We start from the raw sequence: 23,173 nt of genomic DNA, 5'->3' as shown, positions 1-23,173 counted from the left end.
TTTTTTGTATGGACCCGAATTAAAATAATTTGCTGAATTTTTATAATTCTGTTATTCCTCAAATTCTTTCAATTCGGGTTCAGACATAAACAACAAAGGCCCCTGTTGGGCAGGGGCACTTTGTAACCAATTATAAACCTGAGATGAGAAACTTAAAAGAGGCGTGAGAACGGATTCGAACCGTTGTATGGCGTTTTGCAGACGCCCGCCTAACCACTCGGCCACCCCGCCTTTTGTTTTATTTAGAGGTTAGAATCGGATTTGAACCGCTGTAACAGGTGTTGCAGACCCGTGCCTCGCCACTCGGCCACCTAACCTTAGCTTCTCCCCACCCCTTTTCTTTGGAGAGGGGCTTTAGAAGATTGTTTTTAAAATATTTATTGTTTGAAAAATAGTGTGAATCACAGACCGAAACGACCTATTATATAAAATCATAAAATCAAAAGATTTTAACGAGATGCCGAAATCAACAACAACAATAACCAAGCCTTTGAGAGAAGCTTGATTTAACAGCGGACGTAGATATTTTAGCGTTGATGCTCATGTTGTTTTTCTTATCGGACAGGACAAAAGTAAACACCTAAAATGAAAAATCAAAAAAAATCTATAAAACTATAGACTTTATATATTATTTGTATATTTGCTGTCGAAACGTTCTTTAAAACTTATCCAGAAAGACCGAGGGAATGGCCCTTTGACGTCTTAGCAACCTGTACCACTTTGGTAAAAGGTGCTAAATCCTGCTCCTGTAATTAATGGAGAAAGATAAGCAATAGCAGCGTTCTGCTGCCAAGCCCCGGTGAACTGGTAAGTTTCATAAAGACATTAATTTATTTAACATATGAAAATTTACCTTGATAACGCCGCAACAACTCCATTAGATAAACAAGTATTTGAAGCCATGACGCCGTTTTACCTGCAGCACTTTGGCAATGCTTCATCTCATCATGCGTTTGGCAGAGAAGTTAAAGCTACGCTGGATAGTTGCCGCAAAACCATTGCGCAATTATTAAACGCCAGTCCGGAGGAGATCATATTCACATCCGGGGGCACCGAGGCAGACAATACCGCCATCCATTCGGCTATTTACGGCGCAGAAGTTGAGCACGTTATCACTACCAAATTTGAACACCATGCAGTACTGCACACACTGCAACAATTTGAGAGAAAAGGTAAGATCAAAATAAGCTACATCGAACATGATGCTCAGGGGACATTGGACCTTGTACATCTGGAAAGCTTGCTACAACAGCATCCAAAAAGCTTTGTATCGGTAATGCATGCAAATAACGAGATAGGCAACTTAAATGATATAGCTGCAATTGGCGAACTTTGCGAAGAATATAAAGCGCTTTTCCATACCGATACGGTACAAACAATAGGTCACTACGTTCATGATCTGCAAAAGCTGAAGGTTCATTATCTTGCAGCATCGGCACATAAATTTCACGGGCCAAAGGGCGTGGGATTTTTATACTGCCGCAAGGAGTCTCCCATAACCCAACTGCTGCACGGCGGCGGTCAGGAAGCAAAATTACGCGCCGGTACAGAAAACATAGCAGGCATAGTAGGCCTTATTAAAGCGCTGCAACTGGCTTATGCCGATCTGGATCAACATCAACTATATATACAATCACTAAAAGACCAGTTGGTGGCAGGCTTGTTAGATAATATCAGCGGCGTTAGCTTTAATGGCAATTCTGCCAACGCAGATAAAAGTTTATACACGGTGCTTAGCGTTTGCCTGCCCAATACCGGGGACGATCTGCTGCGATGTTTGGACGAACAAGGCATAGCAGTATCCGGTGGCAGTGCCTGCTCAACCGGGGCCGCCTCACACGTATTACAGGCATTAAAAATTCGTCCGGGGCGTCACACCGTACGTTTCTCATTTAGCCGGTTCAACACCGCTGAAGAGATTAATCGGGTGGTAAATGTATTATCTGCTTTATTGCAGCCTTTAGCGGCATAAAGCAACTGCTGATATTTTCAAAACCTAAATTTACTCACCCGGTCTGCGCCACGCCGGACCCTCTCCGCTGCATGCACCAGAGGGATAACTATCCTTACCCTCTTTTCGCACAGCGAAGAGAGGGTCGACAAGCGTCAGCAATGTCGGGGTGAGTCAATCGGCAAACGCTCCTAACTCTACTCCCCTCACAGCTCTGCATATAACTTTTCCCTATTCGTTATCGAAAAATTCGATTGGTATTGTGTTTGTTTAACTCCTACCTTCACATTTGTTAATCATCAGATACTAACCAATCAATTTTAACATGGAAAACAATTCGAACGACATCAGCAAATGCCCTTTCCACAATGGCACTTTGACTCATAACACCGCAGGTGGCGGTACACGCAACCGCGATTGGTGGCCAAACCAGCTTAAGCTGAATATTTTACGCCAAAATTCGCAGCTTACCAACCCGATGGATGAGCAGTTTAACTATGCCGAAGAGTTTAAATCATTAGACCTGGAAGCCATTAAACAAGACCTGCACGCGTTGATGACCGATTCGCAAGACTGGTGGCCTGCAGATTTTGGTCATTACGGCGGCTTATTCATACGTATGGCATGGCACAGCGCCGGTACTTACCGCGTAACCGATGGCCGTGGCGGTGCCGGTGCGGGTATGCAACGTTTTGCACCTTTAAATAGCTGGCCTGATAACGTTAGCCTCGACAAAGCCCGCAGGTTACTTTGGCCTATCAAGCAAAAATATGGTCGAAAAATATCATGGGCGGATCTGATGATCCTCACAGGCAACGTGGCTTTGGAGTCGATGGGTTTCAAAACATTTGGTTTTGCCGGTGGCCGTGCAGATGTTTGGGAAGCAGATGAGTCTGTTTTTTGGGGAGCCGAAACTACCTGGCTGGGTAATGATAAACGCTATGCAGATGGCCAACCGGGTGTGGCAGCACATGGGGTTGTATCATCTGACGAAAATGCCGACGGCAATACGCATGACCGTAAACTGGAAGAACCACTTGGTGCGGCGCATATGGGTTTGATTTATGTAAACCCTGAAGGACCGGACGGTAACCCCGATCCAATTATGGCTGCGCGGGATATCCGCGAAACGTTTGGCCGCATGGCAATGAATGATGAAGAAACCGTTGCCCTTATTGCAGGTGGCCACACTTTTGGCAAAACCCACGGTGCTGCATCATCAGATAATGTTGATAAAGAGCCTGAAGCTGCTGACCTTGCTGAACAGGGTTTTGGCTGGAGCAACAAATTTGGCTCAGGTAAAGGGGCAGATACCATCACCAGTGGTTTAGAAGTAACCTGGACCACCACACCTACGCAATGGAGCAACAACTATTTTGAAAACCTTTTTGGTTTTGAATGGGAATTAACCAAAAGCCCGGGCGGGGCGCACCAATGGGTAGCTAAAACCGACCAGCATATCATACCTGATGCTTACGATCCAAACAAAAAGCATCGCCCTACCATGCTTACAACCGACCTTTCTTTAAGGTTAGATCCGGCATACGAGAAGATCTCAAGACATTTCCTGGAAAACCCTGATGCTTTTGCTGATGCTTTTTCGCGAGCATGGTTTAAATTAACACACCGCGATATGGGCCCTCGCGCTTTATATTTAGGTGCTGATGTACCACAGGAAGAACTGCTTTGGCAGGATGTTATTCCTGCTGTGGATCATGCCGTTATCGATGAAGCCGATATAGAAAGCTTAAAAGCAAAAGTGCTTGCCTCTGGCTTAACCGTATCAGAACTGGTGGGTACTGCATGGGCTTCGGCTTCAACTTTCCGTGGGTCTGATAAACGTGGCGGTGCCAACGGTGCACGCATACGTTTAGCTCCACAGCGCTACTGGCAGGCAAATAACCCTGCTCAATTGCAGAAAGTATTAAGCGTGTTAGAAGGCATCCAAAATGATTTTAACGGCGCACAAAGCGGTGGCAAAAAGGTGTCATTAGCAGACCTGATCATACTGGCAGGTAACGCAGGTATAGAAAAAGCAGCTGCAGATGGTGGCCACAAGGTAAAAGTTCCGTTCACGCCTGGTCGTGGCGATGCATCACAAGAGCAAACAGATGTAGAATCATTCAGTTACCTTGAGCCTAAGGCAGATGGTTTCCGTAACTTCCGCAAAGGCAGGTTAAGGGCTTCTACCGAGGAGGCACTGATAGATAAGGCGCAACTGCTTACGCTTACTGCTCCTGAGCTTACCGCCCTAATGGGTGGCCTCAAAGTGATCAACATTAACCACGATGGTTCTAATAACGGCGTGTTCACTAACCGCCCGGGCCAGTTAAGTAATGATTGGTTTGTAAACCTGCTTGATATGGGCACCCAATGGAAAGCAGCTACGCAAGATGCTGAGCTTTACAACGGTACCGATCGCAGCACCGGCGAACAAAAATGGACTGGTACCCGCGCAGATCTTGTATTCGGTTCAAACTCTGAGCTACGCGCCATTGCCGAAGTTTACGCAAGCGCCGATGCAGAACAAAAATTCATCAACGATTTTGTGGCCGTTTGGACTAAGATCACCAACCTTGACAGGTTTGATGTGAAAAAATAAGCTTATATTGTTTATTATAAAAAAGGCCAAAGCGATACTGCTTTGGCCTTTTTTTTCCAATTCACTTTCGTTCGGTACAAATGTGATGAAATGATGACCATATAAATAGTGTAGATCAATTTCTTTTATCTAATTTAGTAGTCACAACTACTAAATTTACAATTATGTCATATCCAACACAACTTAGTTTCGTTTCGCTCCAGGTGAGTGACCTTGAAGTATCAGGAAAATTCTATTCGGAGGTCTTAGGCTTTAAACAGGTGGCCAAATCCCCGCCAGATGCTATCGTATTTGAGCAAAAGAACGGCGCTGCATTCGCTATCAGAAAACCAATGATAGAACTGTCTAAAGCAAACCTGCTTGGCTGGGGTGTAGCTGTATGGTTTAGCGTAGGTAACCTGGATATCTTTTTGGAAAAGAACGCAGAGAAGATATCGATAGTTAAAGACATTCATCCTACGCCGTTTGGTAGGATACTGGTGATAGCTGATCCTGACGGTTATTCGATAACTTTACAGGAAACAAAAGAAGACTGATGACGACAAGATTTTGGGTGGTGGTCACCTCTCGTGACCACGCCCTTGATGGCGAAAAGGCAGGCATTGTACAGGTTAATCATGGCAAAAATGTACCATTAAAAAGGATGGCAGCAGGCGACAAAGTGTTATACTATGCCTCAAAAATGGTTATCGGGCAAAAAGACTTGTGCCAGCGTTTTGTCGCATTGGCTACATTACCTGACGACGAGATTTTTCAGCACGAAATGACATCAACCTTTAAACCGTACCGGCGAAAGGCATTGTACGAGAAGATTAATGAAGCCGAGATAAGGCCATTGATCGATGGTCTCGAGTTTATCAAGGTCAAAGAAAAGTGGGGCTATATTTTCAGAACGGGTTTCTTTGAGATCAATAAACATGATTTTGACTTTATAACGTCTCAAATGCAGAACTAAATGGATACAGAAAAGGTATTTTCATATAAAGAACCGGAAGAGAACAGCGGATATTTGCTTTGGCAAGTTACCATGAAGTGGCAACTTAATATGAACAGGGCGTTAGGCAAAATGAGTCTTACGCTTACCCAGTTCTCGCTGATGGCTGGTTTATACTGGTTGAGCCAAAAACAGCACACAGTTACCCAGCAGCAGTTAGCAGATTATGCAAATACCGATAAAATGATGACCTCTAAAGTTTTGATGACCTTGGAGAAAAAGCAATTTTTAGAGAGAGTAAAAGATTCGGGAGATAGTCGTGCCAAGCGGTTAAAAATGACAGAAAAAGGCACACAAACCTTGAGGGAAGCTTATCAAGTTGTTAAGCAGGTAGATGATGTGTTTTTCAAAAACGTAGCTAAAGACAAAGCAGTGTTTGACGATCTGCTAATAAGGCTGATAAAATAATATTTAAGTTTAAATCTTATCAAACCAGGCAAAGGCCTTAAGTCACGCAGCTAAACAACACTTTCCCTATCCATCCGCATTTTATTTACTTGATAATTTCCAGGCTTTTGATGCGTACTACGCCAGTTTTTTCGATCTGATAAAACAATTAGCTAAAATTTTCTTTTTAAAAATACTATGCATGCATAGTATTTTTCCTAATTTGGCGTTATCTAAATAAACCGTTACTAAATGGATGATCTACTTACAGAACTATCGCAAAGACTTGAAAAAGTAAAACTTGGCGGTGGCCCTAAAAAAATAGAATCGCACAAAGCCAAAGGTAAAATGACTGCCCGAGAGCGTATCAGCTACCTGGTTGACCAGGGAGCCGAACTGCTTGAGGTTGGCGCTTTTGCCGGTGAAGGCATGTATGCCGACGAAGGTGGTTGCCCCGGCGGCGGCGTAGTTACCGTGATGGGCTATGTTAAAGGCCGCATATGCATCATTGTATCTAATGATGCTACCGTTAAAGCAGGTGCATGGTTCCCTATCACAGCCAAGAAAATTCTTCGTGCGCAGGAAATTGCCATGGAGAACCGCATACCTATTATTTACCTGGTAGATAGCGCCGGGGTTTTCCTGCCCATGCAGGATGAGGTTTTTCCGGATAAGGAACACTTTGGCCGTATTTTCAGAAACAATGCCCGCATGTCGTCAATGGGCGTGGTACAGGTATCGGCTATTATGGGCAGTTGCGTGGCTGGTGGTGCTTATTTGCCCATCATGTCAGACTATGCCTTTATCGTTGAGGGCACAGGTTCGGTTTTCCTGGCGGGATCATACCTGGTAAAATCAGCCATTGGTGAAACTGTTGATAACGAGATCTTGGGTGGTGCCAGCACGCATTCCGAGATCTCCGGCGTTACCGATAATAAATACCCTAATGATGCCGCTTGCCTCGATGCTATCAAAAAAGTGTTCGATAAGATGGGGCATAATGATAAAGCCGGCTTTGATCGCGCAGAGCCTATTCTGCCCAAAAAAAAACCTACTGAGATCTACAGCATTTTACCGGCCGATAGGACGAAGCCTTACGATATGCTTGAAATTATTGACCGACTGGTTGATAACTCTGATTTTGAGCAATACAAAGAGCTTTATGGTCAAACCATTATTTGTGGCTTAGGTCGCGTAAACGGCTGGGCTGTGGGCATTGTTGCCAACCAACGCAAAATGGTAAAATCTAAAAAAGGGGAAATGCAGATGGGCGGTGTGATCTACTCCGACTCGGCAGATAAAGCTGCCCGTTTTATCATGAACTGCAATCAGCAGAAAATACCATTGGTTTTTCTGCAGGATGTGAGCGGCTTTATGGTGGGCAGCCGGTCTGAGCATGGCGGAATTATAAAAGATGGTGCCAAAATGGTATCGGCAATGGCGAATTCTGTGGTGCCTAAGTTCACCTTTATTTTGGGCAACTCTTACGGCGCAGGCAATTATGCCATGTGCGGTAAGGCTTACGACCCGAGGCTAATCTACAGCTGGGTTACCGGGCAAATGGCTGTGATGAGCGGTGCCTCGGCAGCTAAAACGCTGTTACAGATACAAGAAGCAGCCCTGAAAAGCAAAGGTACTGAGGTTGATCCTGAGAAAGAAAAAGAACTGCTGGACGAGATAACCCGGAAATATAACAATGAGTTAAGTCCGTACTACGCTGCGGCACGTTTATGGACGGATGGCGTGATAGACCCGCAGGAGACCCGCAAAATTATATCAATGGGTATTGAGGCGGCCAACCACGCCCCTATTACCGAACGCTACAATGTTGGCGTTATACAAACCTGATTTTACTGACCAATTATAAACCAAATTATGAACGTACATGACACTACGGCCGACGAGCAGTTGGCTATGATAAAACAAAGCGCGCACGAATTTGCGGAGCAATACATCCGCCCCCATATAATGGATTGGGACGAGCGCCAATACTTCCCTGCCGAACTTTTTAAACAATTAGGCGAGTACGGCTTTATGGGCGTTTTAGTGCCCGAGCAATATGGCGGCAGCGGATTAGATTACCAAACATACATTACCGTTATTGACGAGATCTCGCAGGTTTGCGGGTCAATAGGCTTGTCTGTCGCGGCACACAACTCGCTTTGCACCAATCACATTTTAATGTTTGGTAACGAGGAGCAGAAAAGCAAATATTTGCCAAAACTGGCTACCGGCCAATGGCTGGGTGCCTGGGGATTGACCGAAACCGGCACAGGCTCTGATGCGGGCGGCATGAGCACCACCGCCGTAAAAGACGGTGATCACTGGGTACTTAACGGTTCTAAAAATTTCATCACCCATGCTGTCAGCGGTGATGTTGCCGTTGTGATCGTCCGTACAGGAGAAAAGGGCGACTCGCACGGAATGACAGCTTTTGTAGTTGAGAAAGGTACACCGGGATTCACCGCAGGTAAAAAGGAGAATAAAATGGGCATGCGTGCATCAGAGACCGCTTGCCTGTTCTTTGATAACTGCCGCGTGCCTGATGCTAACGTTTTAGGCGAAGTTGGCGATGGCTTTATCCAATCATTAAAGGTATTAGACGGCGGCCGTATCTCTATCGCCGCATTATCGTTAGGGATTGCGCGGGGTGCTTACAAGGCAGCCATTGCCTATTCAAAAGAGCGCGAGCAATTTGGCAAACCTATCTCACAGTTCCAGGCTATTGCTTTTAAGTTAGCTGACATGGCAACTAAAATAGAGGCGGCGGAGCTGTTGATCCGTAAAGCCGGTCAGTTAAAGGATAATGGTCAGAAGTGTACCAAGGCATCTGCAATGGCCAAATACTATGCATCGGAAATTTGCGTAGAGGTAGCCAACGAAGGTGTACAGATCCACGGTGGTTACGGCTATACAAAAGATTACCCTGCTGAAAAATTCTACCGCGATGCCAAGCTGTGCACCATCGGCGAAGGTACATCTGAGATACAGAAAGTTGTTATTTCGAGATTGCTGTTAGAAGAATAATGTAAATATTGGTTATTCGATAAAGCCCTTGTCAATAAATTGACAATGGCTTTCTTAGTAATAGTTCGAAACAAGTCCTACATTTTACTTACTTCATGTCAATTTCGCCTGGAAAGGGAAAAACTGCTTTACTAAGAAATGCACCGGTTTTAGCATCGAGAAAAAAAATCTGATACCCTCTTTTTTTATAATTCGGAATGCTTATAGCCCATACCGGCTTGAGTTGGGATGCAGAGTTGGTCTTCCTTCCATATTTGCTCCTTCTAATACTTACCGAGTACTGACCTGTTCCTTTAGTTAATTTAATATGGTGAGCCTTGCAAAAAGCTAAAACCTTTTCAAATGGATAGTCATAACCGTTTTCATGATCAATGACCTTTTCAAGCGAGCCATTTTCCGAAAATAAATATTGTTTCCCAACCGAGAAACCAAGCCAACTGCCAATACCTTTAGATATTAATGCCCCATTGTCATTGTATATTTTTGAAAAGGTAAAATTGGTGTCTAAGCGTATATTAACAATATATTGGTGAAATTTCTCTTCTATCTCTTTTATCAAATGTCCATCGTTATCGTACTCGACAACGCCATCAAAGGAAATAATTTTACCAATACGTTGTTTAACATCATGTATCGACCCAGTCTTCCGTAAAGAATCCTTCATCTGCCGATAGCCTGAAATATCAAATCTTTCAAAAGAAGATGTTATAGTATCAATTGATAGTCGTGTATTTCTTGTTTGAGATTCGATATATTTCAAACTCGAACACGATATAGTAGCAATTACATAGTATGTAACAAAAATTGAATATGTGAACCGCTTCATATCTGTTTAGGCTAATACAAGCTTAAAGGTAACAAAAAACCCTCGCCATTTTACCGGCAAGGGTTTGGGTTTATAAACGGTTAACTATTACTGGCAAACTATGTACAGGTTATACCTGCTGATAAAAAACCTGGTCAAACTGGTTCACTGCATCTTTACTTTCCAGGTTTGAGTGTCCCATTAAAAACTCGTCTACTTTACGGGCAGCTTCCCGGCCTTCTGATATGGCCCAAACCACCAGTGATTGTCCGCGGCGCATATCGCCCGCTGCAAATACTTTACTCACATTGGTACGGTAAATGCCTTCGCGGGCTTTAACATTTTTGCGCTCATCAAGTTCAACCCCTAATTGCTCCAAAGCACCATCAAACTGCGGGTTAACAAAGCCCATCGCCAGGAATACACGCTGACAAGGAATCTCTCTCTCGCTGCCTTCTACTTCGGCAAATTTTATCGGGCGGCCCATCACATCTATCTCCCAGCTTACATCGCTCACTTTAAGCGCTTTTAACTCGCCGTTCTCGTCGCCAATAAACTCTTTGGTATTAACACCCCAAAAACGCTCTGCGCCTTCCTCGTGCGAGCTGGTGGTCTTTAATACCATCGGATAGGTAGGCCATGGCATGTGTGCCGTACGCTCTTTTGGCGGCTGTACCATTACCTCAAATTGCTTTACAGAGCGTGCACCCTGGCGGTTTGATGTACCCACACAGTCGCTGCCCGTATCACCACCACCAATTACCACTACATCTTTATCAGTAGCAAAAATATCTTCGGCAGTAACGTCAATGCTGCTCACGCGTTTATTCTGTTGCTTCAGAAAATCCATCGCAAAATGAACACCTTTCAGCTCGCAGCCCGGGATAGGCAGGTTACGTGGGATAGTTGAACCACCGGCCAAAACCACTGCATCGTAATTGCGCGCTATCTCATCAGCAGCTATATCTTTACCGACTTCAACATTGCATTTAAACTCAATGCCATCCTCTTCCATGATCTGGATACGGCGGTCTATCACCCATTTCTCCAGTTTAAAATCAGGAATACCGTAGCGCAGCAAACCTCCCGGACGGTCATCACGTTCATAAACGGTAACAGTGTGGCCTGCCTTGCTCAATTGCGCAGCAGCAGCCAATCCCGCAGGACCAGAACCTACCACAGCAACAGTTTTGCCTGTTTTAATGAGCGGTGCAACCGGTTTTACCAGATTTTTTGAATATGCTATCTCTATGATATGTTTTTCAATTTCCTCGATAGCAACCGCCGGTTTGTTTATACCTAATACACAGGCAGACTCGCACGGTGCAGGGCATATACGGCCGGTAAATTCAGGAAAGTTATTTGTTGATGATAATATCTGGTATGCTTCTTCCCAGCTCTTGCGGTAAACCGCATCATTAAACTCAGGAATAACATTGCCCAGCGGACAACCGCTGTGACAGAACGGTATACCGCAGTTCATGCATCGCGCCGATTGCTGGTTAAGTTTTTCATCAGAATACAGACCAACAAACTCATTATAATTTTTTACCCTTTCGGCAACAGGCGTTTTTTGCGGGAGTTCCCTGCCATATTCCTGAAATCCTGTAACTTTTCCCATTATATAATTTAGCTTACGGTTTGATACTCTAATTTTTCTAACACTTTTTTGTACTCTTTAGGGAATACTTTCACAAACTGCGATGATGCTTTATCCCAGTTCTTGAGGATGTCCTGCGCCACTTTACTTCCTGTAAGGTTGATATGCTTCTTAAGCAGGGCCTTAATTTGCTCTTCGTCTTTAACCGATAGCGGATCAAGGTCAACCATTTCGGTATTACAGTTGGCAGCAAATGTTCCGTTAGGATTGTACACAAATGCTAAACCACCGCTCATACCAGCAGCAAAGTTGCGGCCTGTTTCGCCAAGGATAAGTGCACGACCGCCGGTCATGTATTCGCAACCGTGGTCACCAATACCTTCAACTACTGTTGTAGCACCAGAGTTACGCACCGCGAAACGCTCACCTGCCATACCGCGAACATAAAGCTCGCCGCTGGTAGCACCGTAAAGCGCTACGTTACCAATGATGATGTTCTCCTCAGGCGTAAACTTAGCTGTAGCATCAGGATAGATAGCTAATTGCGCACCAGAAAGACCCTTACCTACATAGTCATTTGCTTCACCTTCCAGTTCAAAAGAAACACCTTTTGTATTGAATGCACCAAAGCTTTGACCTGCCGAGCCTTTGAATTTGAAATTTATAGTATTATCAGGCAACCCGGCAGAGCCATACACTTTTGAAATCTCGTTAGATAACAGCGTGCCGATAGTACGATCAACGTTTTTCACATCAAAAGTGCCGAACACCGGCGTTTTATCTGCCAGGGCAGGTTTTGCATGCTCAAGCAGTTGCCAGTCGAGGATGGCATCCATGCCATGATCCTGCTTCTCGCTATTATAAAGCGTGCTGCCTTTAGCAGTATTAACAGGGTGCAGGATAGCCGACAAATTAACTGTCTTTGCTTTCCAGCTTTGGATGTTATCTCTAACTTTTAAGAACTGCACACGGCCCACCATTTCATTAATGGTACGGAAACCAAGTTCGGCCATTATCTCGCGTAACTCCTCAGCCATAAAGCGGAATAAGTTCACAACGTGGTCAGGGCTGCCACTGAATAGTTTTCGCAGTTCAGGGTCTTGCGTGGCCACACCTACAGGGCAGGTATTTAAGTGGCATTTACGCATCATGATACAACCACCGGCAACAAGTGCAGCTGTAGCTACACCCCACTCCTCTGCACCCATCAGGGTGGCAATTGCAAGGTCTCGGCCGGTTTTTAGCTGACCATCCGTTTGCAACACCACGCGGCTGCGCAGTTTGTTGCGTACCAGCGTTTGGTGCGCTTCGGCCAAGCCAAGCTCCCATGGCAAGCCTGCGTGTTTAATTGAGCTTATTGGCGATGCACCGGTACCACCATCGTAACCGGCAACTAAAATTACATCGGCATGGGCTTTTGCCACACCCGCTGCAATGGTACCTACACCGGCTTTTGAAACCAGCTTAACGTTGATACGTGCTTCGCGGTTAGCATTTTTTAAATCGAAGATCAGCTGTGCCAAATCTTCGATAGAATAAATATCGTGATGCGGCGGCGGAGAGATCAAACCTACACCCGGCGTAGAGTGGCGGGTTTTAGCGATCCATTCATCAACCTTATGGCCCGGCAGCTGGCCGCCTTCGCCCGGTTTTGCACCTTGTGCCATTTTTATCTGTAACTCATCCGCATTGGTTAAGTAATGCGAGGTAACACCAAAACGTGCCGACGCAATTTGTTTGATGGCAGAGCGCATCGAGTCGCCGTTTGGCAGTTTGTCGTAACGTATTTCGTCCTCTCCGCCCTCGCCGGTATTACTTTTACCACCTATACGGTTCATGGCGATAGCCATAGTGCTGTGTGCCTCGTGCGAGATAGAGCCGAATGACATGGCACCGGTAGCAAAACGCTTCATAATACTTTCTGCCGGTTCAACCTCATCCAGGCTTATCGATTCGCGGTGGTGGGCAAAATCCAGCAACCCACGAATAGTGTAATGTTTTTCTGTTTGCTCGTTAACGGCAGCTGCATAGTTTTTGTAAACCTGGTAGCTGTTGCTGCGCGTAGCGTGCTGCAGTAAGTGTACCGTTGTTGGGTTAAACAAGTGGGCCTCGCCGCGTCGTTTCCACTGATAAATACCACCCTCAGGCAATAAATGTGTTTCTGTTTTAGGCGCGTTAAAGCCGGTTTTGTGTTTGCAAAGCGATTCTTTAGCGATCTCATCCAAACCCAAACCTTCAATACGGGTAACCGCACCGGTAAAGTAACGGTCAACAACTTCTTTATTGATGCCCAATATTTCAAAAACCTGCGACCCATGGTATGACTGCAACGTAGAGATACCCATTTTTGAGAATATCTTTAACAAGCCATCATTAACCGATTTTACATAGTTTTTATAAAGCGATTTAAGGTCTAAGCTGGTATCTAATTTGCCCTCGTTCTTTAAGGTCTCGATAGTGGAAAGCGCCAGGTATGGGTTAATGGCTGTAGCGCCAAATGCTAATAAGGTAGCAAAATGGTGTACTTCCCAAATGTCGCCGGTTTCGGCAACAATACCTACGGCGCCGCGGCGGCCTTTCTTTATCAAGTGGTGATGTACGGCAGAAACCGCAAGCAACATCGGTATTGGTGCGTGTTCAGAGTCGATAGCGCGATCGCTTAGTATCAATACCTCGAAGCCATCATCAACTGCATCTTCGGCATAGCGGCAAAGTCTTGCTATACCTTTCTCCATTGAGCCGGGGTTACCATCGGCGTTGTAATAAGTTTGCAGCGTTTTAGCGTGGAACAAACCAGTATCTATCGAACGCAGCTTTTCTAACTGGTGATTCTTTAGTATCGGATGGTTAAGCACTACGCAATGGCAATGCATTTTATCCTCGTCCAATAAATTACCGTTATTACCGATGAAGGTAGCTAAACTCATTACCAAACGCTCACGGATAGGGTCGATAGGCGGGTTAGTTACCTGCGCAAAGAACTGCTTAAAGTAGCTTGAAAGATGCTGCGGTTTATCAGATAATATGGCCAAGGGCACATCGGTACCCATTGATCCTATTGGCTCTTTACCATCTAAAGCCATTGGCTTAATAATGGTATCGATATCCTCTCTGCTATAACCAAATACCTGCTGGTAACGATAAACAGAATCAGACGTTAAGCTCGCGAATGATACGCGTGGCTCGGGCAGATCGCCTAAACGGATCTTATAATTATCTAACCAATTACCATAAGGTTGCTGGCTGGTTATTTCTTTTTTAATTTCTTCGTCAGTTATGATCTTACCTTGCTCGGTATCGATCAGTAACATTTTACCTGGTTGCAAACGGCCTTTGCGTACAACGGTGCTCTCGTCTAACTTAAGTGTACCGGCTTCAGATGCAGCAATTACGCGGTTATCGCTGGTGATCACAAAACGCAGCGGACGAAGACCGTTACGGTCAAGCACGGCACCTACTTTTTTACCATCGGTAAAGCTGATGGCGGCAGGGCCATCCCATGGCTCCATTAAGGTTGCATGATATTCATAGAATGCCTTTTTAACCGGATCCATTTGCTCGTTACCATCCCATGCTTCGGGGATAAGCATCATCATTACGTGCGGTAATGATCGGCCGGTGTGCAGCAATACCTCAATGATATTATCTAAACATGCAGAGTCGCTTTGATTGTTGTCGATAACCGGCAGCAACATCTCCATTTCCTCGTTAGTGAAATAGGCTGATGCGAATGATTTTACGCCCGAGTAGAACCAGTTAAGGTTACCGGTAAGCGTATTAATCTCGCCGTTATGTGCAATTAAGCGGAACGGTTGCGCCAGTTTCCATGATGGGAATGTATTTGTTGAGAAACGTGAGTGGATTAAAGCTAAGCCTGATGTTACCCGCGCGTCTGCAAGATCTGTGAAATATTTACGCAACTGGTAAGTGGTTACCTGGCCTTTGTAAATGATGGTTTTGCAGGAGAACGATGTAAAATAGAAATGTTCGCCTGCGGCAGGAACCGTTTCTAAAACGGTTTTATTAATATAGCGACGCAGTACGTAAAGTTTGCGTTCAAAATCATCGGCATTAAAGATACCTCGAGGGCGGGCAACAAAGATCTGTTCGCAATCAGGCTCGGCCTGGCGTGCGGTTTCGCCAATCACGGAAGAATCAACATTAAGCTTACGGAAACCGAGCGTTTCAAATCCAAGCTTTTCCGTAGCAGCCGAAATAATTTTACGGCAAGCCTTTTTTAAAGAAGGCTCTTTTGGCAGGAACATCATACCTACACCATATTCGCCCGGCTCAGGTAAACTTATCTCCAGGTCAGAACATTCTTCCATCAAAAACTCATGCGGAAGCTGGATGAGAATACCGGCGCCGTCACCGCTTTCAGGGTCGCAGCCACAAGCACCGCGGTGTTCCATGTTCTCTAACATGGTTAATGCATCACTTACAATAGCGTGCGATTTATGTCCGTTTATATGGGTTATAAAACCTGTTCCACAAGAGTCGTGTTCAAATTCGGGCCTATACAAACCCTGCTGGTTGCATTCACTTTGATCCATACCTTTTACCTATCGTTTATAATCAGTGGTAATAACGAAATTACGAAAATTATCATTTTTTCATAATAATATCAATTATTTTTTAAAAATATCTAAAACAGCGCCTTTTTAATGAAAGGAATTTATAAAGTCGACAATTATCATATACTTTTGATAACAAAATCATAATTTTGGCCACTTAAATAATATGCACACATAGTAAATTTTATGCGTGTGCAGGAAGTGTTAAAAACAACGTTTATACCTTATATATGAGTGAGAAAAAAAAGGCTGTTTTTTTAGATAGAGATGGCGTGCTGAACAAAGAAATGGGCGATTATGTTTGCAAGTTTGAAGACTTCCATGTATTGGATAATTTTAGTGCTTTAAAGGAATTGCAAGACCGTGGATACATGCTTTTGGTGGCAACCAATCAGGGCGGCATTGCTAAAGGTTGGTACAGTGAGGATGAGCTGGCAAAAATGCATGATCACTTGAAACAGGTTTACCAGGAGCACGGCGTAGAACTGACCGACTTTTTTTATTGCCCCCACCATCCCAACTTTACCGGCGATTGCGACTGCCGTAAACCAAAACCGGGTTTGCTGTTGCAGGGCATATCAAAATATAACATCGACCCATCAAGATCATACTTTATAGGCGACCGCGAGCGCGATGTTGAAGCAGGTGAAGCAGCTGGTGTTAAAGGTATTTTGATTGATAGCGACCAGCCAATAAGTACGGTTTTGGGTATGATAGATTAGGCACATTTAAAACATTTTAGAGTGTCGATCCTTTTTAAGGCATCTAAACATTGATGACATTTACCGATAAATTAAAAAACTACGATACGCTGGTGTTTTCAGCGATAGCATTTTTTGCTATCTACCTGTTTTGCAGTTATAATGGTGTGGGCATTTCGCCCGATTCTATCATGTACACCAGTGCGGCGCGCAATTTTGTGGCCCATGGTAATTTGCATACGTTTAACCATGCCCCTATTGTAGACTTCCCGGTTTTTTACCCTACCTATTTAGGTATAGTCAGTTTCATAACCCGATTGGACCCAACCGTTTTTGGCTGGTGGCTGGATGCGCTGATGTACGCTGCGCTAATTTATTGTAGCGGGTATATCATGTCGCGGTTTGTGCCAACCTCACGCATTTATAAATGGCTGGTATTAGCAGCCATTATTTTAAATCCAGGATTGTTGCAGGTTTACACCTATTTATGGTCAGAGACGCTATTTATCTTAGAGGTGCTGTTATTCATGATCGTCTTTAAGCAATACCTGCTTAACCACGCCGGCAAATGGTTAATTTTTGCGGCGCTGATCGCAGCAATTGCGTGCATAACACGCTACGCCGCCATTACCATTGTTGGTACCGGCGGTTTAATACTCCTGCTTGATCGTACGTTGCCAATCCGCAAAAAGATAGGGCATATACTCATATTCGGGTTCATATCCATTTCATTACTCGTAGGCAATCTGTGGTTCAATGCCTTGCATACCGGCACTGTTACCGGTCCGCGCGAACCATCTATTACGCCTTTTATTAAAAACCTGTATTACTTTGGTACTGTATTTTGTGAGTGGCTGGGTTTTACCCCCGATATGTATTTCCTTGCTACCCCGCTTGCTATCGTCATTTTAACAGGGTTTATTGCAGCACTGGCCTTTAATTTTTATCGCCGCAAGTTAAATAGCTACGAAAATCTTGCTATCACCTTTGCTTTGGTTTACGGCTCATTCATCGTGCTCTCATCTACATTTTCACGGTACGAGCGTATCAATCCTCGCCTGTTATCGCCCATGTATATCCCCGCCTTGTGGGGCTACACCAGTTGGGGGCTTCTTTTTTTAAAAAGATTGAGAAATCCAAAATTGCGTATAGCTGTGGCAGTAGTTTTTATAGGGTTGATGCTGGGCTACATCACCAAGATATTTATGATAGACCATCTGCGTTATAAAGATCAGATAGCAGATGAATACGGCAACCCGGGTTATACGGATAATGACTGGAAAGAATCGAAATTTGCAAACTACCTGAAAACGATGGACAAAAGCATTTTTAAACCGAATGTGACTATCTATTCAGATGCGCATGAAGCGGTTTACTTTTTCTCCGGCCTGTCATCATACCTTGTTCCGCATAAGTTTTTCCCAAAGGATGTAGAAAAATTCTTCAAGACAAAGCATTTCTACCTCATCTGGTTTAAAAATCTCGAGCATTCGGAGATCATCAATCTAAAGGATATTCAATCACGCATCAAGCTAAAGACCATAAAGGACTTTGGTGATGAGGGTGGGATCTATGAGTATGATGGTCAGAATCAGAATGTACAGAATTAGGGAACGAACAGAAATAGATTATTCTGTAATCTGAGAGTCCAGTTCTCATTCTGAAAATTCAAAAATCCAGTAAATTCTGATCAGATTATATAAGCACTTATATATATTGCCATTTTTATAAAAATCGAAGCCTTTTTTTATATTTTTTTCAATAAAAATTAAATTACGTTTTGATTTGATAATGGAGTAATTATATTTGCAGCAATACCAGCCGGTATCATACTAAAAATGGAAAAGTTTAAACTACATCATCTTCATCTGCACCATCACCACGCTGTGGTGAATAGATAATGTATGTTTCTACGCGAAATAACAACCCCCATTTTTTTAGTTACTAAAACTCCCATTTGTGAAAACATTAAAAATAGCGATCCAGAAATCGGGTCGTCTCAACGAAAAATCCGTTGAATTACTGAAAAATTGCGGCCTTAATTTTGAAAATTACAAGAGCTCGCTGATCTCTCCCGTATCAAATTTTCCTTTAGAAATACTTTTCCTGCGTGATGATGATATCCCTGAATACGTGCAGGATGGCATTGCCGACCTGGGTATTGTTGGCGAAAATGTTATACAGGAAACAGAAGTTGAGGTGAGTTATCTGCAAAAGCTTGGCTTTGGTAAATGCTCATTAAAAATTGCTGTGCCTAATAACAACAGCATAAACACGCTTGAAGAATTAAATGGCAAAGCGGTTGCCACAACCTACCCGGTTATCCTTGGTAAATACCTGAAGGAAAAAGGTATCACCTCAGATATACGCACAATTTCAGGCTCGGTAGAGATCTCACCCGGCCTGGGCTTAAGCGATGCTATCTGCGATTTGGTATCAACGGGCGGTACATTAAAAAGCAACGGCCTAAAACCCTTTGCTGATGTAATGAGCAGCGAAGCGGTTCTGATCGGTCGCAAAGGTAGCGAGAATGAAGATCTGGTACAGGAACTGATACAACGCGTACAATCGGTGCTGCGTGCTAAAGAAACCAAATATGTGGTACTCAATGTAGAACGCAAAAACCTCGAGGCAGTTACGGCGTTACTCCCAGGGGTAAAAAGCCCATCGGTAGTGCCATTGGCAGAAGAAGACTGGGTTGCGGTGCACACGGTTATTCCCGAGCGCGATTTCTGGAGCCGCATAAGCCAGCTAAAGCAAGCCGGTGCGCAGGGCATCGTAGTAATGCCGATAGAGAAGATAATATTATAGTTCGCAGTTTTCAGTTTGCAGTTGGCGTTATGTTTGCTGCAAACTGCCAACCGCATACTGCAAACTCGATAATGAAAACATACAATTACAGCAATTTAAACAAGCAGGATATCCAAACCCTGGTTCAGCGCAATGTTGACCCGGCTAACGAGATCCGCACCCTGGTTGAGGATGTGATAGCGCACGTTAAGCAACATGGGGACCGTGCGTTGTTTGATTACGCACACCAGTTTGATAAAGTTGAGCTGAGCAAGCTTTATTTGGACAAGGCTGAGCTGCAGGAAATTGCTTCTGCCGTAACGGCTGATCAAAAGGCAGCGTTGAAAGTGGCTTACGATAATATATATAAGTTTCACCAATCGCAGGTTAAAGCTGAGGATAAAGTAGAAACTATGCCCGGCGTAACCTGCTGGCGCGAATTAAGACCTATCGAAAAAGTTGGCTTATACATCCCCGGTGGTACGGCGGTATTGCCGTCAACTTTTCTGATGCTGGGCATCCCCGCGCAGATAGCCGGTTGTAAAAAGATTGTTGTATGTTCACCTCCGCAGAAAAATGGTAAAGTGAATGCCTTTATCGCCGAGGTTGCCTTGATGCTTGGTGTAGACAGGGTTTATCTTGCAGGCGGCGCACAGGCTGTTGCTGCCATGGCTTATGGCACTGAAACCATATCCAAGGTGGATAAAATATTTGGCCCCGGTAACCAATTTGTAACTAAGGCAAAAACCATTATCCAAAGCACAACTACCACTGCAATTGATATGCCCGCAGGGCCATCAGAAGTTTTGGTTATTGCTGATGGAACAGCGAAACCGGCCTTTGTTGCCGCCGATCTGCTGGCACAGGCAGAGCATGGGATCGATAGTCAGTCGGTATTGGTTTGTACCGATGAGAACATCGCGCAGCAAACTTTGATAGAAGTTGAAAAACAGTTACAGGTATTACCACGTGCAGAAATAGCCAAACAAGCACTGGATAATTCTTATATCGTTGTTACGAACACCTTAGCAGAGGCAATGGATTTCAGCAACCAGTATGCCCCGGAGCACTTGATATTAGCTACAGAGAGCTGGAAAGATATTACCGACAGCATCATCAACGCAGGCTCGGTATTCCTCGGAAATTTAACACCCGAGAGCGCAGGCGACTATGCATCGGGCACTAACCATACCTTGCCAACCAGCAGTTACGCAAGGGCTTATTCCGGCGTGTCGGTAGATTCTTTTGTGAAGAAGATCACCTTTCAGCATTTAACCGAGGAAGGCATAAAGAACATAGGCCCATCAGTAGAAATATTGGCAGACCTTGAGGGTTTGCACGCTCACAGGAATGCAGTGAGTGTGAGAGTTAGCCCCCCAACCCCCTAAAGGGGGAGTAAAATCCTAAGTATACAGTAATGAGCAACGAAATAGATCAACAACAACTTTATAGCGGCCCTGATGGCAACTCCCCCTTTAGGGGGTTAGGGGGGCTCCTTCGCCAAAACATAAAAAACCTTACGCCCTATTCATCCGCACGTGATGAATTCCAGGGAGAGGCAAGTGTTTTTCTGGATGCAAATGAAAACGCATACGGTTCGCCGCTAGTACAGGCTTATAACCGATACCCCGACCCTATGCAGTACCAGGTTAAAATGCGCCTGAGTCAGATAAAAGGTGTTCCGGCACGCAACATCTTCCTGGGTAACGGTAGCGATGAGGCTATTGATATCCTGTTCCGCAGCTTTTGTAACCCTGGCGTTGATAATGTGATCATTGTGCCACCTACATACGGCATGTACGAAGTATCGGCTAATATCAATGATGTAAAACTGAAACGCGTCCTGCTTACTGAAGAGTACCAATTAAACCTGGAAGGTATTGCTGAAGCAATTGATGCCAACACCAAACTGATATTTATCTGCTCGCCAAATAATCCTACAGGCAACTCCATTAACCGTGATGACATTGAGACCCTTCTGGCCAACTTCAACGGCATTGTAGTGGTTGATGAGGCTTATATCAATTACAGTCGCCAAAAAACCTTTATACAGGAGTTAACTGAATATGCTAACCTTGTAGTGTTGCAAACCCTTTCAAAAGCATGGGGACTTGCCGGCCTGCGTATGGGTATGGCCTTTGCCAGCGAAGAGATCATTGAGGTGATGAACAAGGTAAAACCGCCTTACAATATCAATGAGGCTTCGCAAACTTTAGCTTTACAAGCTTTGGCCAATATAGACCAGGTAAATGTATGGATAAAAGAAACTTTACAGCAGCGCGATAACTTGGTACTAACGCTGAAAGACATGCCCTTTGTGCTGGATATCTATCCGTCTGATGCCAATTTTATCCTCGTAAAAACAACCGATGCCAACAGCATTTATAATTTCCTGGTTGAGCGTGGCATCATTGTACGCAACCGCTCAAAAGTAGAGCTTTGTGAGGGATGCCTGCGCATTACCATCGGCACCCCGCAGGAAAACGATAAACTGATTAAAACCCTACAGCAATACAACGCATGAGCAAGCTGCAAAAAGTACTTTTTATTGACCGCGACGGCACGCTCATAAACGAAACGGTTGACGAGCAAATAGATTCGTTTGAGAAACTTACCTTTTATCCGGGTGCACTGCAGTACCTGCCACGCATAGCTGCCGAGCTTGATTTTGAACTGGTGATGGTAACCAATCAGGACGGTTTAGGTACTGCCTCATTTCCAGAGGATACTTTCTGGCCGGTGCATAACCTCATCATAAAAACATTTGAAAACGAGGGCGTGCACTTTAGCGAGCAAGCTATAGACCGCACTTTTGCCAGAGATAACGCGCCAACCCGCAAACCTGCTACAGGCTCGCTGACCAAGTATCTTGATGAGACCAAATACGATCTGGCTAACTCTTATACCATAGGCGACCGCAAGAACGACATCCTGCTTGCCCGCAACCTGGGTGCAAAAGGGATCTGGATAAACAACAAAAGCGGCTTGGGCAATGCAGAATTTGCTGCTGATGAATCATTAAATGATGCGATCGCATTGGAAACCACTGACTGGAAAGAGATCTATGAATTTCTTAAACTGGGCCAACGAGTAGTTGAACACCGCCGCACCACTAAAGAGACAGATATCTATATCAAACTTAATCTTGATGGCAAAGGCGATGCAAAGGTTTCAACCGGTTTGCATTTCTTTGATCACATGCTTGATCAGATAGCCCGCCATGGGGGTTTAGACCTTACCGTTGAGGCAAAAGGCGACCTGCATATTGATGAACACCATACTATCGAAGATACCGGCATTGCTTTAGGCGAGATATTTGCCACCGCACTGGGTAACAAAATGGGAATTGAACGTTACGGTTTTTGCCTGCCCATGGATGATTGCCTGGCTCAGGCCGCAATTGATTTCGGTGGCCGCAACTGGATTGTTTGGGACGCAGAATTTAAACGCGAAAAAGTAGGCGACGTACCCACAGAGATGTTTTACCACTTTTTTAAATCGTTTAGCGATGCATCCAAATGCAACCTGAACATAAAAGCGGAAGGACATAACGAGCATCATAAAATAGAGGCTATATTTAAAGCCTTTGCCAAAGCCATAAAAATGGCCGTAAAACGCGACGCTGAAAAAATGGTTTTACCGTCAACAAAGGGATTGTTATAATAGAATCAAGATGCAAGAACCAAGACGTTAGACAAAGTGCGCTCTTGATTCCTGACTCTTGACTCCTGATTCTCTAAAA

At 44.5% G+C, this 23,173-nt stretch carries 16 protein-coding genes, 2 tRNA genes and 1 riboswitch; of the genes, 13 read left to right on the top strand and 5 right to left on the bottom strand.

What is annotated here, in order from left to right:
* Positions 1-159: 159 nt before the first annotated feature.
* Positions 160-231: transfer RNA gene (locus tag INP83_RS10355), tRNA-Cys, on the bottom strand.
* 15 nt (positions 232-246) lie between these two features.
* Positions 247-317, bottom strand: a tRNA-Cys gene (locus INP83_RS10350).
* Between the two features lie 345 nt (positions 318-662).
* Positions 663-772, top strand: a riboswitch (SAM riboswitch).
* 69 nt (positions 773-841) lie between these two features.
* Between INP83_RS10350 and INP83_RS10345 the strand changes: the two genes are divergently transcribed.
* From INP83_RS10345 to INP83_RS10315, 7 genes are all read left to right on the top strand, one after another.
* Positions 842-1,972: a cysteine desulfurase family protein gene (locus INP83_RS10345; protein ID WP_219127373.1), complete on the top strand. Its 1,131-nt coding sequence runs from the start codon at positions 842-844 to the stop codon at positions 1,970-1,972.
* Positions 1,973-2,276: 304 nt separating this feature from the next.
* Positions 2,277-4,553, top strand: coding sequence for a catalase/peroxidase HPI (gene katG, locus INP83_RS10340; protein ID WP_219127372.1), 2,277 nt, complete (start codon positions 2,277-2,279; stop codon positions 4,551-4,553).
* Between the two features lie 164 nt (positions 4,554-4,717).
* Entirely contained in the window at positions 4,718-5,089 is a 372-nt protein-coding gene (locus INP83_RS10335; protein ID WP_219127370.1) for a VOC family protein, read from the top strand.
* Entirely contained in the window at positions 5,089-5,508 is a 420-nt protein-coding gene (locus INP83_RS10330) for an EVE domain-containing protein (protein WP_219127369.1), read from the top strand. The genes INP83_RS10335 and INP83_RS10330 overlap by 1 nt, the downstream gene beginning before the upstream one ends.
* The gene (locus tag INP83_RS10325; RefSeq protein WP_146271701.1) at positions 5,509-5,955 is read left to right on the top strand and encodes a MarR family winged helix-turn-helix transcriptional regulator; all 447 of its coding nucleotides are present in this window, start codon (positions 5,509-5,511) and stop codon (positions 5,953-5,955) included.
* Between the two features lie 231 nt (positions 5,956-6,186).
* The gene (locus INP83_RS10320) at positions 6,187-7,782 is read left to right on the top strand and encodes an acyl-CoA carboxylase subunit beta (protein WP_219127368.1); all 1,596 of its coding nucleotides are present in this window, start codon (positions 6,187-6,189) and stop codon (positions 7,780-7,782) included.
* Between the two features lie 27 nt (positions 7,783-7,809).
* Entirely contained in the window at positions 7,810-8,961 is a 1,152-nt protein-coding gene (locus tag INP83_RS10315; protein ID WP_219127365.1) for an acyl-CoA dehydrogenase family protein, read from the top strand.
* Between the two features lie 88 nt (positions 8,962-9,049).
* On the opposite strand, the gene INP83_RS10310 is transcribed toward INP83_RS10315, so the two are convergent.
* From INP83_RS10310 to gltB, 3 genes are all read right to left on the bottom strand, one after another.
* Positions 9,050-9,721 carry a hypothetical protein gene (locus tag INP83_RS10310; RefSeq protein ID WP_219127364.1) on the bottom strand — a complete coding sequence of 224 codons (672 nt, stop codon included), beginning with the start codon at positions 9,719-9,721 and terminating at the stop codon, positions 9,050-9,052.
* Positions 9,722-9,896: 175 nt separating this feature from the next.
* Entirely contained in the window at positions 9,897-11,387 is a 1,491-nt protein-coding gene (locus INP83_RS10305) for a glutamate synthase subunit beta (RefSeq protein ID WP_219127363.1), read from the bottom strand.
* A gap of 8 nt (positions 11,388-11,395) precedes the next feature.
* A complete protein-coding gene (gene gltB / locus INP83_RS10300; RefSeq protein ID WP_219127361.1) occupies positions 11,396-15,919 on the bottom strand; it encodes a glutamate synthase large subunit in 4,524 nt (1,507 codons plus the stop codon).
* 251 nt (positions 15,920-16,170) lie between these two features.
* Between gltB and INP83_RS10295 the strand changes: the two genes are divergently transcribed.
* The 6 genes from INP83_RS10295 to hisB all read left to right on the top strand — a co-directional run bounded on the left by INP83_RS10295 (position 16,171) and on the right by hisB (position 23,094).
* The gene (locus INP83_RS10295; RefSeq protein WP_219127360.1) at positions 16,171-16,662 is read left to right on the top strand and encodes an HAD-IIIA family hydrolase; all 492 of its coding nucleotides are present in this window, start codon (positions 16,171-16,173) and stop codon (positions 16,660-16,662) included.
* A 53-nt stretch (positions 16,663-16,715) separates the two neighbouring features.
* Entirely contained in the window at positions 16,716-18,251 is a 1,536-nt protein-coding gene (locus INP83_RS10290; protein WP_219127359.1) for a hypothetical protein, read from the top strand.
* Between the two features lie 349 nt (positions 18,252-18,600).
* Complete coding sequence (hisG, locus tag INP83_RS10285) at positions 18,601-19,452, top strand: ATP phosphoribosyltransferase (RefSeq protein ID WP_219127357.1); 852 nt, start codon at positions 18,601-18,603, stop codon at positions 19,450-19,452.
* A gap of 71 nt (positions 19,453-19,523) precedes the next feature.
* Entirely contained in the window at positions 19,524-20,819 is a 1,296-nt protein-coding gene (hisD, locus tag INP83_RS10280; RefSeq protein ID WP_219127355.1) for a histidinol dehydrogenase, read from the top strand.
* Between the two features lie 29 nt (positions 20,820-20,848).
* Positions 20,849-21,955: a histidinol-phosphate transaminase gene (hisC, locus tag INP83_RS10275; protein WP_219127353.1), complete on the top strand. Its 1,107-nt coding sequence runs from the start codon at positions 20,849-20,851 to the stop codon at positions 21,953-21,955.
* Positions 21,952-23,094 carry a bifunctional histidinol-phosphatase/imidazoleglycerol-phosphate dehydratase HisB gene (hisB, locus tag INP83_RS10270; protein ID WP_219127351.1) on the top strand — a complete coding sequence of 381 codons (1,143 nt, stop codon included), beginning with the start codon at positions 21,952-21,954 and terminating at the stop codon, positions 23,092-23,094. The genes hisC and hisB overlap by 4 nt, the downstream gene beginning before the upstream one ends.
* Positions 23,095-23,173: the final 79 nt, after the last annotated feature.

This window comes from Mucilaginibacter sp. 21P, assembly GCF_019331605.1.
Taxonomy (GTDB): Bacteria; Bacteroidota; Bacteroidia; order Sphingobacteriales; family Sphingobacteriaceae; genus Mucilaginibacter; species Mucilaginibacter achroorhodeus.
The sequence above is the reverse complement of the archived record's forward strand: the minus strand, read 5'-3'. Positions and strand labels throughout refer to the sequence as shown.